11 protein-coding genes are annotated in these 12,546 nt (G+C 57.3%); 9 read left to right on the top strand and 2 right to left on the bottom strand.

The features are described from left to right. Positions 1–40: 40 nt before the first annotated feature. On the bottom strand, positions 41–1,597 hold the full coding sequence (locus AC1DWM_RS01230; protein WP_223515685.1) for a bifunctional aminoglycoside phosphotransferase/ATP-binding protein: 1,557 nt from the start codon (positions 1,595–1,597) through the stop codon (positions 41–43). A 118-nt stretch (positions 1,598–1,715) separates the two neighbouring features. Here AC1DWM_RS01230 and mrcB point away from each other — a divergent pair, with 118 nt between their 5' ends. The 3 genes from mrcB to AC1DWM_RS01215 are packed head-to-tail and all read left to right on the top strand — an operon-like array spanning position 1,716 to position 5,138. Next, positions 1,716–4,040, top strand: coding sequence for a penicillin-binding protein 1B (mrcB, locus tag AC1DWM_RS01225; protein ID WP_223515688.1), 2,325 nt, complete (start codon positions 1,716–1,718; stop codon positions 4,038–4,040). A 16-nt stretch (positions 4,041–4,056) separates the two neighbouring features. Then, on the top strand, positions 4,057–4,803 hold the full coding sequence (locus tag AC1DWM_RS01220) for a tetratricopeptide repeat protein (protein ID WP_223515690.1): 747 nt from the start codon (positions 4,057–4,059) through the stop codon (positions 4,801–4,803). After that, the gene (locus AC1DWM_RS01215; RefSeq protein ID WP_223515693.1) at positions 4,803–5,138 is read left to right on the top strand and encodes a YqcC family protein; all 336 of its coding nucleotides are present in this window, start codon (positions 4,803–4,805) and stop codon (positions 5,136–5,138) included. The genes AC1DWM_RS01220 and AC1DWM_RS01215 overlap by 1 nt, the downstream gene beginning before the upstream one ends. A 90-nt stretch (positions 5,139–5,228) precedes the next feature. On the opposite strand, the gene AC1DWM_RS01210 is transcribed toward AC1DWM_RS01215, so the two are convergent. Continuing rightward, entirely contained in the window at positions 5,229–5,666 is a 438-nt protein-coding gene (locus AC1DWM_RS01210; protein ID WP_223515696.1) for a DUF4124 domain-containing protein, read from the bottom strand. A 400-nt stretch (positions 5,667–6,066) separates the two neighbouring features. Here AC1DWM_RS01210 and AC1DWM_RS01205 point away from each other — a divergent pair, with 400 nt between their 5' ends. The 6 genes from AC1DWM_RS01205 (at position 6,067) to msrQ (ending at position 12,050) form a co-directional block, all read left to right on the top strand. Then, complete coding sequence (locus AC1DWM_RS01205; RefSeq protein WP_477794468.1) at positions 6,067–7,791, top strand: acetolactate synthase 3 large subunit; 1,725 nt, start codon at positions 6,067–6,069, stop codon at positions 7,789–7,791. Positions 7,792–7,793: 2 nt separating this feature from the next. Then, a complete protein-coding gene (gene ilvN / locus AC1DWM_RS01200; RefSeq protein ID WP_003176102.1) occupies positions 7,794–8,285 on the top strand; it encodes an acetolactate synthase small subunit in 492 nt (163 codons plus the stop codon). 48 nt (positions 8,286–8,333) lie between these two features. Beyond that, entirely contained in the window at positions 8,334–9,350 is a 1,017-nt protein-coding gene (gene ilvC, locus AC1DWM_RS01195) for a ketol-acid reductoisomerase (RefSeq protein WP_007948647.1), read from the top strand. 145 nt (positions 9,351–9,495) lie between these two features. Further along, on the top strand, positions 9,496–10,353 hold the full coding sequence (pssA, locus tag AC1DWM_RS01190; protein WP_007948646.1) for a CDP-diacylglycerol--serine O-phosphatidyltransferase: 858 nt from the start codon (positions 9,496–9,498) through the stop codon (positions 10,351–10,353). 63 nt (positions 10,354–10,416) lie between these two features. Further along, positions 10,417–11,430: a protein-methionine-sulfoxide reductase catalytic subunit MsrP gene (gene msrP, locus AC1DWM_RS01185; RefSeq protein WP_477794467.1), complete on the top strand. Its 1,014-nt coding sequence runs from the start codon at positions 10,417–10,419 to the stop codon at positions 11,428–11,430. Next, the gene (gene msrQ, locus AC1DWM_RS01180; RefSeq protein ID WP_477794466.1) at positions 11,430–12,050 is read left to right on the top strand and encodes a protein-methionine-sulfoxide reductase heme-binding subunit MsrQ; all 621 of its coding nucleotides are present in this window, start codon (positions 11,430–11,432) and stop codon (positions 12,048–12,050) included. The genes msrP and msrQ overlap by 1 nt, the downstream gene beginning before the upstream one ends. Positions 12,051–12,546 lie beyond the last annotated feature (496 nt).

The raw sequence follows: 12,546 nt of genomic DNA, 5'->3' as shown, positions 1-12,546 counted from the left end.
AGCCGTGAAGCCAGTGGAGGCTTCACGGCTGAAAATAGTTTTACAGGCCTGGCATGCGTTGACGAATTTGCGCAACGACCGTGTCGAGGGTCCCGCTTTCATTGGTCTGGACACGCTTGCTGCACAGAATCTCTGCTGGCGTCAGCGGTTCACGATTGGCTTGCTGGGTTTGGATAACGGCCAGGTTGGCGTCGGATGGATCCTTGTTGTCTGCCTGGCGCAGGGCCAGCCAGCTCTCGATTACGGCTTGCGGTGCATTGCAATCGAGGATCAGGAACGGTGCACCGGTGGCCTCGGCGATTTTTGCCGCGCCGTCGCGCTGGTCGCGCTTGAGGTAAGTGGCATCGATCACCACCGGGAAACCGGCACGCAGGATAACTCCGGCAATCTCATGCAGACGGCTGTAGGTGGCGGTGCTGGCGTCGGCACTATAAATGCCGGCCTGCGGGTCATTCGGTACGGTTTGTTCGCCGAACAGACGCTTGCGTTCTACATCCGAGCGAAGGCGAATGGCGCCCAGTGCTTCGACCAGACGCATGGCGACGTGGCTCTTGCCGACGGCGGACACGCCGTGGGTAATCGCCATGAAACGCGAAGGAATGGTGCTGTAGCTTTCCGCGAGGTTGGCGTAGTTGCGGTACTGGCGCAGGGTCGTGGCGCGCTGTACCGGATCGGCTTCGGCCGGCATGCTGAACAGGCTGACCTTGGCGCGAACCAGTGCGCGGTAGGCTTTATAGAAGTTCAGCAGTTCAAGGCCCTGATAATCGCCGGTCAGCTCCAGGTATTGGCTGACGAAACGGCGCGCGAGGCACTTCAGACCACGGTCTTCCAGGTCCATCGCCAGGAAGCCGGTGTCGGCGTAGACGTCGGTGAAGCGGAACGGTTCGTTGAACTCGATGCAGTCGAAGATCACGACCTTGTCATCGATCACGGTGGCGTTACCCAGGTGGATATCACCGTGGCATTCACGAATGAAACCCTCGGCCTTGCGCTGGGCGAACAGTGGCTTGAGACGTTCGAAGCTGCTTTCGGCCCAAGCTTGCAAGGCATCGAGTTGTAGCAGATCGGCCTTGTCGCTGAGGAACGGACGGATCTGTTCGAAGTTCTGACGCACGGGCGCCATGACGCTGTCGGGGGTGCCAGCTTCGTGTTCGGCAGGGACTTTCGGCGCATTGAGATGGAATTGAGCGATCTGCGCAGCCATCTCGTCGATGTGCGCGGTGGTCAGTTCGCCATTGGCCTGCAGGGTGCTGAGTAGCTGGCTTTGTGGGAATTGACGCATTTTCAGGGCGAAATCGACGACCGGACCTTCACCGCCCAGTTGTGGTGCTTCGGCACTGCCGGTGATTGGCAACACTTCCAGGTATAAATCGTTGGTCAGGCGCTGGTTCAATCGCAGTTCTTCACCGCAGAAGTGCTCGCGGGCGTCGAGGCTGGAGAAGTCGAGGAAGCCGAAATTCACTGGCTTCTTCACTTTATAAGCAAAGGGGCCTGTGAGGATGACCCAGGAAATATGGGTTTCGATGACCTGGAACCCGTCTACCGGATGCGGGTAGAGGGCCGGGTTTTGCAGAGCGGCGATCAGGGACTGGCTCACAGGCGATCCTTCAGAGTCTGGGAAAAATTCAAGGCCGCCATTATGGCCGCAAGTCCGCCTGACGCAAACCTTGGAGGGCGCCTGTTGAGTATGAATAAAGTGCGTATAATCCGCCGCCATGACTCGTACTCGATCCCCCCGCACTCCAAAAAAACCACCTTCCAGGGGCCTGAGCCCGTGGCTGGGCTGGGCCCTTAAACTCAGTCTGGTCGGCCTCGTCGTGCTCGCCGGATTCGCGGTTTACCTCGACGCTATCGTCCAGGAAAAATTCTCCGGCAAGCGCTGGACTATCCCGGCCAAGGTGTATGCGCGCCCGCTTGAGCTGTTCACCGGCCAGAAGCTGAGCAAGGATGACTTCCTCACAGAGCTTGACGCTTTGGGCTACCGACGTGAAAGCGTGAGCAACGGCCCGGGCGCTGCGTCGGTCAACGGCAATACCGTCGATTTGAACACCCGTGGCTTCCAGTTCTATGAAGGCCTGGAAAAGCCCCAGCCCGTGCGCGTACGGTTCTCCGGTGACTATGTAGCGGAGCTCTCGGCGACCGACGGTTCGAAGCTTTCGGTAGTGCGGCTGGAGCCGCTGATGATCGGCGGGATTTACCCGAAAAACCTGGAAGACCGCATCCTGATCAAACTCGATCAGGTGCCGCCTTATCTGCTGGAAACCCTGGTTGCCGTGGAAGACCGGGATTTCTATAGCCACTGGGGCGTGTCACCCAAGTCGATTGTCCGAGCCGTCTACGTCAACACCTCTGGCGGCAAGATGACCCAGGGCGGCAGTACGCTGACACAACAGTTGGTCAAGAACTTCTACCTGACCAGTGAACGCAGCCTGTCGCGCAAACTCACCGAAGCCATGATGGCGATGTTGCTTGAGCTGCATTACGACAAACGAGAAATTCTTGAGGCTTACCTCAATGAAGTGTTCGTCGGTCAGGACGGTCAGCGCGCGGTTCACGGTTTCGGTCTGGCCAGCCAGTTCTTCTTCGGGCAGCCGTTGTCCGAACTGAAACTGCATCAAGTTGCCATGTTGGTGGGGATGGTCAAGGGGCCATCCTATTACAACCCGCGTCGCAATCCTGAGCGAGCGCTGGAGCGACGCAATCTGGTACTCGATGTCCTTGAACAACAAGGCGTCGCCACCGCTGAGCAGGTCGCTGCCGCGAAGAAAATGCCACTGGGTGTGACAACCCGCGGCAAGCTGGCCGACAGTTCGTTCCCGGGCTTTATCGATCTGGTTAAACGCCAGTTGCGCGAAGACTACCGCGACGAAGACTTGACCGAAGAAGGGCTGCGGATCTTCACCAGCTTCGACCCGATTCTGCAAATGAAAGCCGAAGCCTCCGTCAACGACACCTTCAAGCGTCTGTCCGGTCGCAAGGGTTCCGATGAAGTTGAAGCGGCCATGGTCGTGACCAACCCGGAAACCGGTGAGGTCCAGGCCATGATCGGCAGCCGTCAGGCCAGTTTTGCCGGTTTCAACCGTGCACTGGACGCGGTACGCCCCATCGGTTCGTTGATCAAGCCGGCGGTCTATCTGACGGCTCTTGAAAAACCCACTCAATACACTCTGACCAGCTGGCTGTCGGACGAATCCTTCTCGGTCAAAGGCGCGGATGGTCAGGTCTGGAAACCGCAGAACTACGATCACCGTTCCCACGGTACGGTTTTCCTGTATCAGGGGCTGGCGCATTCCTACAACCTGTCGACCGCGCGTCTCGGCTTGGCAATGGGTGTACCGAATGTCCTCAAAACCCTGGCTCGCTTGGGCGTGACTCGCGAATTTCCGGCGTTCCCGTCGATGTTGCTGGGCGCAGGTGGCATGACGCCGATTGAAGTGGCGACCATGTACCAGACCCTCGCCAACGGTGGTTTCAATACGCCGATGCGCGGGATTCGTAGCGTATTGACCGCCGAAGGTGAACCGCTCAAGCGCTATCCGTTCCAGATCGAGCAGCGTTTTGACCCGGCATCCATTTACCTGATCCAGAGCGCCATGCAGCGGGTCATGCGTGAAGGTACCGGCAGTTCGGTTTATAACGTGTTGCCGAAGACCCTGACCCTGGCCGGCAAGACCGGTACCAGTAACGATTCCCGGGACAGCTGGTTCGCCGGTTTCAGTCAGGACTTGCTGGCGGTGGTCTGGCTGGGCCGCGATGACAACGGCAAGACGCCGTTTACGGGTGCCACCGGTGCCTTGCAGGTCTGGACCAGTTTCATGCGTAAGGCCGATCCGCTGCCGCTGGACATGCCGCAGCCGGACAACGTAGTTCAAGCCTGGGTCGATTCGCGTACCGGGCAAGGCTCCGATGCGGGCTGCCCAGGCGCTGTACAGATGCCGTATATTCGCGGCAGCGAACCACCTCCCGGTGCGGCTTGTGGTGGCGAAGGCCCTGCTTCCGGTGAAACGGTGATGGATTGGGTCAAGGGCTGGATGAATTAAGCAAAGAGGGATTCAAGTGAACAAGTGGTTGATACCAGCGGTTGTCACCGTGGCGTTGCTCAGCGGTTGCTCCACCGTACAACGTGGTTCGATTCCGGTTGAGGATGCCGGCACGGCTGTGTCCAACAGTGAGCGGATTTCGGCGAATGGTGGCTTTCGCAAGTCGACTGTGAAGCGTCCTGCGCAAGCGCAAACCCAATCCCAAACCCAGGCGATTCCGCAAGGCGACACCGGTGTAGTGGTGATGGTCCCGGGTGGCGGCGCCGCCACCTCTGCGCCGATCAGTACCTCGCCAATTACGCCGGGCCCGATTACTCCTGGGCCGATCGACACGTCGCCGGTCCAGTCAGCACCGATCAATCAGGGCAGTTACAGCATGCCGCCGACGCCGAGCGGAATTCCTTCGGCGAGCGCTGGCGGTCTGTCAGCCGACGAGCAGCTGGATGGTCCGGTGCTGGCGTTGTTGACCACGGCTCAGCAGCAACAGGCAAGCGGCGACCTCAACGGTGCTTCGTCCAGTCTGGAGCGTGCTCAGCGAGTCGCGCCGCGTGAGCCGCAAGTGCTTTATCGCCTGGCTCAGGTGCGCATGGCTCAAGGGGATGCCGCGCAGGCTGAACAATTCGCTCGTCGTGGTCTGACGTTCGCCAATGGCCGTCCGGATCTTCAAGCCAGCCTTTGGGATTTGATTGCCCAGGCGCGTGACAAACAAGGTGATTCTGCCGGCGCAGCATTGGCCCGTCAGAAGGCCAAGGTAGCGCTGTGATGGACTCACGTTTCCCGAAGATTGCCGAGCAGTTGCTGCTGATTGAGCGTGAACTGCGCGTGCAGGGTTGGTGGGATGATGTGTCGCCCTCCGCTGAAGCGCTTTCCAGTGTCGAGCCTTTTTCTGTCGATACGCTGGATTTCGAGCAGTGGCTGCAATGGATCTTCTTGCCGCGCATGAAGATGATCCTGGAACAGGATTTACCGCTGCCTAACGCTTCGGGCATTCAGGAAATGGCCGAAATGGTCTTCGCCGGGCGCAATGTCCAAGGCAAGGATCGGCAGCTGCAAGTGCTGCTCAAAGAGTTCGACCTGCTGATCACTGCCTCCCGCTAACTCCGATCCTTTGTAGGAGCCAAGCTTGCTCCGGGCGGCGTTCCGACGATAGCGGTGAAACATTCAACAAATCTGTTGAGTGCTATGCCCTCATCGCAAGCAAGCTCGGCTCCTACAGCAGTTATCCGCAATCTGTTTCTGTGTTTCGCTGATGCGCTCCTGACGTTGTTGGTCGGTCAGGCGGCGCATCTCGCCGTCCACATCCTCCCGAAGTCGCGGATTGTTTTGCAGTCGAGCCAGGTTCGTCCGCGCCTGCACGCAAAATGCGTTGAGTTGAGCTTGCTGCTCGGCGACCTGCTTTTTTACGGTGTTGTCGATGTCCTGTTGATTACCGATGGCGCTGCTGCCTGGCAGCGTGTCCGGTTTGCTGGCAGAAGAGGAGGGCGTCACCAGGGTGGCGGCTTCCTGTCCTTGGGGTGGTTGTGAATCGAAGTGAGTCACGCCTTGGACATCGACCCATTTGTAGATCTGGCCCGCCATGCATAAAGGGCTGATCAGCAGGCTGACCGTGAAGAAGATCGTTCGCATGCCATTTCCTAGTCTTGAGTTGCGCAATCGAAGCTAACACAGTCGTTGTTTGGCGATTTTTTCTTGCTTTCTCATGTGCTTACTTCAATAAAGCACATTGACGACTTGACTTGCAGAGGACGAAACAGAAGAATCCAAAGTCCGCTGTAGAGGGACTGCCAGAAGCAGACCCACTCAGCAGATCATGAGGCGCACATCCGCGCCGACTTGTTACACCCGCAACGCGTTACCTCGCGCTGGGTGGGAAAGGCCCGCAACACTTGGGACGATCCCAATACTTGCTCAGTCAGTGCTGACGTAGTCGGCGACCACCGTCGCTCATGCTCTGCTGAGAAGTAAACCTATTAAGACCCGTCCCCGTTTTTGTGGGCGGTATTCTGGCGTTTTAGAGGTGAACAACGTGGAGCTTTTATCTGGCGGTGAGATGCTCGTCCGCTTCTTGCGTGACGAAGGCGTCAAATATATCTACGGGTACCCGGGTGGTGCTCTTCTTCATGTCTACGATGCCCTGTTCAAAGAACCGGAAGTGACCCACATCCTGGTTCGTCACGAGCAGGCTGCGACCCATATGGCTGACGGTTATGCCCGTGCCACCGGTAAAGCCGGCGTGGTACTGGTGACTTCCGGCCCGGGCGCAACCAACGCCATCACCGGTATTGCCACGGCCTACATGGACTCCATTCCGATGGTGGTCATTTCCGGCCAGGTGCCTAGCAGCATGGTGGGCACTGATGCGTTCCAGGAAACCGACATGATCGGTATCTCCCGGCCGATCGTGAAGCACAGCTTCATGATCAAGCACGCATCGGAAATCCCGGAAGTCATGAAGAAAGCGTTCTACCTGGCGCAATCCGGTCGTCCGGGCCCGGTCGTTGTCGATATTCCGAAAGACATGACCAACCCGGCCGAGAAGTTCGAATACATCTTCCCAAAGAAAGCCAAGCTGCGTTCCTACAGCCCGGCCGTTCGCGGTCACTCCGGGCAAATCCGCAAGGCGGCAGAAATGCTCCTGGCGGCCAAGCGTCCAGTGATGTACGCCGGCGGCGGTGTGGTTCTGGGTGGTGGCTCCGCGCCGCTGACCGAATTGGCGAAGATGCTCAACCTGCCAGTGACCAATACCCTGATGGGACTGGGTGCCTACCCTGGCACCGACCGTCAGTTCATCGGCATGCTCGGCATGCACGGCAGCTACACCGCCAACCTGGCGATGCACCATGCGGACGTGATCCTTGCAGTCGGCGCCCGCTTCGATGACCGCGTGATCAACGGCCCAGCCAAGTTCTGCCCGAATGCCAAGATCATCCACATCGACATCGACCCGGCTTCGATTTCCAAGACCATCAAGGCAGACGTGCCTATCGTCGGCCCGGTCGAGAGCGTCTTGACCGAAATGGTCGCGATCCTCAAGGAAATCGGTGAGACCCCGAACAAGGAGTCCGTTGCCAGCTGGTGGAAGCAGGTCGACGAATGGCGCGGTGATCGTGGCCTGTTCCCTTACGACAAGGGCGACGGCAGCGTCATCAAGCCGCAGACCGTGATCGAAACCCTGTGCGAAGTCACCAATGGCGATGCCTTTGTGGCCTCCGACGTGGGTCAGCACCAAATGTTCGCGGCGCAGTACTACAAGTTCAACAAGCCGAACCGCTGGATCAACTCCGGTGGATTGGGCACCATGGGCTTCGGTTTCCCGGCGGCCATGGGCATCAAGTTGAGCTTCCCGGATGCGGATGTCGCCTGTGTGACGGGCGAGGGCAGTATCCAGATGAACATTCAGGAACTGTCCACCTGTCTGCAATATGGCTTGCCGGTCAAAATCGTGATCCTGAACAACGGCGTTCTGGGTATGGTTCGCCAGTGGCAAGACATGAGTTACGGCAGCCGACACTCGCACTCCTACATGGAGTCGCTGCCTGACTTCGTCAAGCTGGCGGAGGCCTATGGCCACGTCGGCATGCGTATCACCGAATCGAAAGATTTGAAGACGAAGATGGAAGAGGCGTTCGCCATGAAGGATCGTCTGGTGATCATCGACGTTTCGGTCGACACCAGCGAGCACGTCTACCCGATGCAGATCAAAGACGGCTCCATGCGCGATATGTGGCTGAGCAAGACGGAGCGTACTTAATCATGCGACACATTATTTCCTTGCTTCTGGAAAACGAACCGGGCGCTCTGTCTCGTGTAGTCGGCCTGTTCTCGCAGCGCAACTACAACATCGAAAGCCTGACCGTGGCACCCACCGAAGACCCGACTCTGTCGCGTCTGACGCTGACCACCGTCGGCCACGATGAAGTCATCGAGCAGATCACCAAGAACCTGAACAAGCTGATCGAAGTGGTCAAACTGGTCGACCTTTCGGAGAGTGCTCACATCGAGCGCGAACTGATGCTGGTCAAGGTCAAGGCTACCGGCGCCCAGCGTGCCGAGATCAAGCGCACTACCGATATTTACCGTGGACAGATCGTCGATGTCAGCGCCAGCGTGTATACCGTTCAATTGACCGGTACCAGCGACAAGCTCGACAGCTTCATTCAGTCCATTGGCACTGCATCGATTCTGGAAACCGTCCGTAGCGGCGTAACCGGTATTGCCCGCGGCGACAAAGTACTCAGCATCTAAACCAAATTAGCGAATGGCCTGAACGGCCTGGATATATAGGGGAATTTCATGAAAGTTTATTACGAAAAAGACTGCGACCTGTCCATCATCCAGGGCAAGAAAGTTGCCATTATCGGTTACGGTTCCCAGGGCCACGCTCAAGCGTGCAACCTGAAAGATTCCGGCGTTGACGTGACTGTTGGTCTGCGTAAAGGTTCGGCCACTGTTGCCAAAGCCGAAGCTCACGGCCTGAAAGTGACCGACGTTGCTTCCGCTGTTGCGGCTGCCGACCTGGTCATGATCCTGACCCCGGACGAGTTCCAGTCTGCCCTGTACAAGAACGAAATCGAGCCGAACATCAAGAAAGGCGCCACCCTGGCCTTCTCCCACGGCTTCGCGATTCACTACAACCAGGTTGTTCCGCGCGCTGACCTCGACGTGATCATGATCGCGCCGAAAGCACCGGGCCACACCGTGCGTTCCGAGTTCGTCAAAGGCGGCGGCATCCCTGACCTGATCGCTATCTATCAGGACGCTTCGGGCAACGCCAAGAACGTTGCGCTGTCCTACGCTGCTGGCGTTGGTGGCGGTCGTACCGGCATCATCGAAACCACCTTCAAGGACGAGACTGAAACCGACCTGTTCGGCGAACAAGCCGTTCTGTGTGGCGGTACTGTTGAACTGGTTAAAGCCGGTTTCGAAACCCTGGTTGAAGCTGGCTACGCGCCGGAAATGGCCTACTTCGAGTGCCTGCACGAACTGAAACTGATCGTTGACCTCATGTACGAAGGCGGTATCGCCAACATGAACTACTCGATCTCCAACAACGCTGAGTACGGCGAGTACGTGACCGGTCCGGAAGTGATCAACGCCGAGTCCCGTCAGGCCATGCGCAACGCCCTGAAACGTATTCAGGACGGCGAATACGCCAAGATGTTCATCAGCGAAGGCGCAACCGGCTATCCTTCGATGACCGCCAAGCGTCGTAACAACGCCGCTCACGGTATCGAGATCATCGGCGAGCAACTGCGCTCCATGATGCCGTGGATCGGTGCCAACAAGATCGTCGACAAAGCCAAAAACTAAGTCACGCCCTTGTACGGAAAACGCGGCCTAGGCCGCGTTTTTTCGTTTGGATCGCCGCTTCTGGTATAAAGCTGCATCGTTTGTGGCCGAACCGTCGTCCCAGACACCTGTCGAAAACTTTCCATCCTGTTGCAAGGTAATGTCCATGAGCGAACGCCCCGAAGAGCCAAACCAGGCTTCTGACGCCGAAAGCCTGCTGCCCATCGATGAGCACATCGAAGAAGGGCATGACGCTGAAGGTCGCAAAGTCCGGCATCGTGGTATCTATCTTCTGCCGAATCTGTTCACCACTGCGAACCTGTTCGCAGGGTTCTACTCCATCATCAACTCGATGAGCGCCCAGGCGGCGTTGAGTGCCGGTGATTCGGTCAATGCGAGCAAGTACTTTGCTTTCGCCGCGATCGCGATTTTCGTCGCGATGGTACTCGACGGTCTCGATGGCCGCGTGGCGCGCATGACCAATACCCAGAGCGCTTTTGGTGCCGAGTACGACTCGCTGTCGGACATGGTCGCCTTTGGTGTTGCGCCGGCATTGCTGGCGTTTGGCTGGGCCTTGGGTGATATGGGCAAGGTCGGCTGGATGGTTGCCTTCATTTATGTGGCGGGTGCGGCGTTGCGTCTGGCGCGCTTCAACACTCAGGTCGGCACCGCGGACAAGCGCTACTTCATCGGCCTGGCCAGTCCGGCGGCGGCGGGTGTGGTTGCCGGGATTGTCTGGGCGTTCAGCGACTACGGCATTCAGGGATCAAAGATGTCCTTCCTGGTTGCGCTGATGGTTGCGGCTGCCGGCATGCTGATGGTCAGCAACATCAAGTACAACAGCTTCAAGGAGCTGGACTTGAAAGGGCGCGTACCTTTTGTGGCGATCCTTGCGGTGGTGCTGGTGTTTGCTGTGGTCTTCAGCGATCCGCCACGCATTCTGTTGCTGGTTTTCCTCGCTTACGCGGCCTCCGGCCCGGTGCAATACCTGTTGCGCCTTCGTCGGCACAAAAACGCCGAGTGATGTAATTTCCCCCATACTCCGCAGTCTATTGGTGCATCTGTTCTCCAAAGCTGCGGAGTTGCCATGCTGATCAAAGTACCCAAAGCGTCTGACTGCCATGAGTCGGACGTCACGCCTGAATCTTTCTATCTATCTCGTCGTAATGTTCTCGGTGCCGCCGTTGCAGGTTTGGCTTTCAGTAGCTTGCCGCGCTGGGCGAGTGCCGAGGAGGCTTCGCGCTATGCGGATGTCGAGCCTGGCAAGGCGCCTTCCTGGTTTGCCGAAAAGCTTCCTTCTACTAAATGGGGTGCGGTCGCCGTCAAGGACGAAGCGATTACGCCCTTCAAAGATGCGACCTACTACAACAACTTCTATGAGTTCGGTACTGATAAAGGCGACCCTGCTGCCAATGCGGGGGCGTTAAAGACTGAGCCGTGGAGCGTGGTGGTGGATGGAGAGGTGGGCAGGCCGGGGCGGTATACGCTGGAAGACTTCATGAAGCCTTACCAGTTAGAGGAGCGGATCTATCGTCTTCGCTGTGTTGAAGCGTGGTCGATGGTCATTCCGTGGATCGGGTTCCCCATCTCGGCCTTGCTCAAGCAAGTCGAGCCGACCTCAAAGGCGAAGTACATTCGTTTCGAAACCCTGGAAGATCCCAAGAGTATGCCGGGGCAGCGGTCAGGCTTTGCCTTGATTGACTGGCCATATGTAGAAGGGCTGCGTCTGGATGAAGCGATGAACCCGCTGGCGATTCTTGCGGTAGGCATGTACGGGCGTGAACTGCCTAATCAGAATGGAGCGCCGCTACGCCTGGTGGTGCCCTGGAAGTACGGCTTCAAGAGCATCAAATCCATTGTGCGTATCAGTCTGGTCAGCGAGCAGCCGAAAACGACATGGCAGAGCATTGCTGCGGATGAGTATGGTTTTTACGCAAATGTGAATCCCATGGTTGATCACCCGCGCTGGACTCAGGCGCGGGAGCGTCGTCTGCCCAGTGGTCTGTTCAAGCCGAATGTGCGGGACACGCAGATGTTCAACGGCTACGCGGATGAAGTCGCCTCTCTATATACAGGGCTCGATTTGCGGAAGAACTACTGATGCGTTTTCCGGTTTGGCGTATTGGCGTCTTCATTGCGGCAGCGGTGTGGCCGCTACTCTGGTTGTATCAGGCGTGGGCGGATGTGCTGGGGCCTGATCCGGGCAAGGTGCTGGTTGACCGGTTGGGGTTGGGTACGCTTGTTCTGCTACTCATTGCCCTCAGCTTGACGCCCCTGCAAAAACTCACCGGGTGGGCGGGGTGGATTGCGGTGCGAAGACAGATCGGTTTGTGGTGCTTCGCGTATGTGGTTTTGCATTTAAGCGGCTATACGGCGTTCATCCTTGGGTTCGACTGGTCGCAACTGGGTGTTGAGTTGCGCAAACGGCCGTACATTATTGTCGGTACATTGGGATTCTTGTTTTTGCTGGCGTTGGCGGTGACCTCCAATCGCTACAGTCAGCGGCGTTTGGGCGCTCGCTGGAAGAAGCTGCATCGCCTGGTCTATGTGATTCTCGGGCTTGGGTTGCTGCATATGTTGTGGATCGTCCGTGCCGACCTGAAGGAGTGGGTGGTGTATGCCTCTATAGGGGTGTTGCTATTAGTGCTGCGTATACCGGTAGTTACCCGTCGAATCCCGCGTTTAGTGGCTAAAAAGGCACCGTCTGTACGAAAGGCGTAATTAAAGGTTGACGGCAGATTCTGGGTGTCTATAATTCGCCCCACTTCCGGCGCAGTCGAAACGGAAAACTCCTTGGTAAACAAAGAGTTACGCAGTTTTCGGCAGCAAGCGGCTTCRGTTCATCGAAGCCCGAAAGGAGTTGAAAAAGAGGTGTTGACAGCAGCGTGTAACGCTGTAGAATTCGCCTCCCGCTGACGAGAGATCGAAAGCGCAAGTGGTTGAAGTTACAAAGGAAACTTTGAAARCTTCTGAAAATAACCGCTTGACAGCAACAGAGGCTGCTGTAGAATGCGCGCCTCGGTTGAGACGAAAGATCTTAACCAACCGCTCTTTAACAACTGAATCAAGCAATTCGTGTGGGTGCTTGTGGAGTCAGACTGATAGTCAACAAGATTATCAGCATCACAAGTTACTCCGCGAGAAATCAAAGATGTAACCAACGATTGCTGAGCCAAGTTTAGGGTTTCTTAAAAACCCAAAGATGTTTGAACTGAGA

This window comes from Pseudomonas sp. P4_C8 (assembly GCF_056401975.1).
This window is presented reverse-complemented; position numbering and strand designations above follow the sequence as displayed.

Bases quoted from the DNA above. Each gene is read 5' to 3' on its own strand.
- ilvC (WP_007948647.1), top strand. From the start codon at position 8,334: ATGAAAGTTTATTACGAAAAAGACTGCGACCTGTCCATCATCCAGGGC.
- pssA (WP_007948646.1), top strand. From the start codon at position 9,496: ATGAGCGAACGCCCCGAAGAGCCAAACCAGGCTTCTGACGCCGAAAGC.
- ilvN (WP_003176102.1), top strand. From the start codon at position 7,794: ATGCGACACATTATTTCCTTGCTTCTGGAAAACGAACCGGGCGCTCTG.
- AC1DWM_RS01210 (WP_223515696.1), bottom strand. From the start codon at position 5,666: ATGCGAACGATCTTCTTCACGGTCAGCCTGCTGATCAGCCCTTTATGC.
- mrcB (WP_223515688.1), top strand. From the start codon at position 1,716: ATGACTCGTACTCGATCCCCCCGCACTCCAAAAAAACCACCTTCCAGG.
- msrP (WP_477794467.1), top strand. From the start codon at position 10,417: ATGCTGATCAAAGTACCCAAAGCGTCTGACTGCCATGAGTCGGACGTC.
- AC1DWM_RS01215 (WP_223515693.1), top strand. From the start codon at position 4,803: ATGGACTCACGTTTCCCGAAGATTGCCGAGCAGTTGCTGCTGATTGAG.
- msrQ (WP_477794466.1), top strand. From the start codon at position 11,430: ATGCGTTTTCCGGTTTGGCGTATTGGCGTCTTCATTGCGGCAGCGGTG.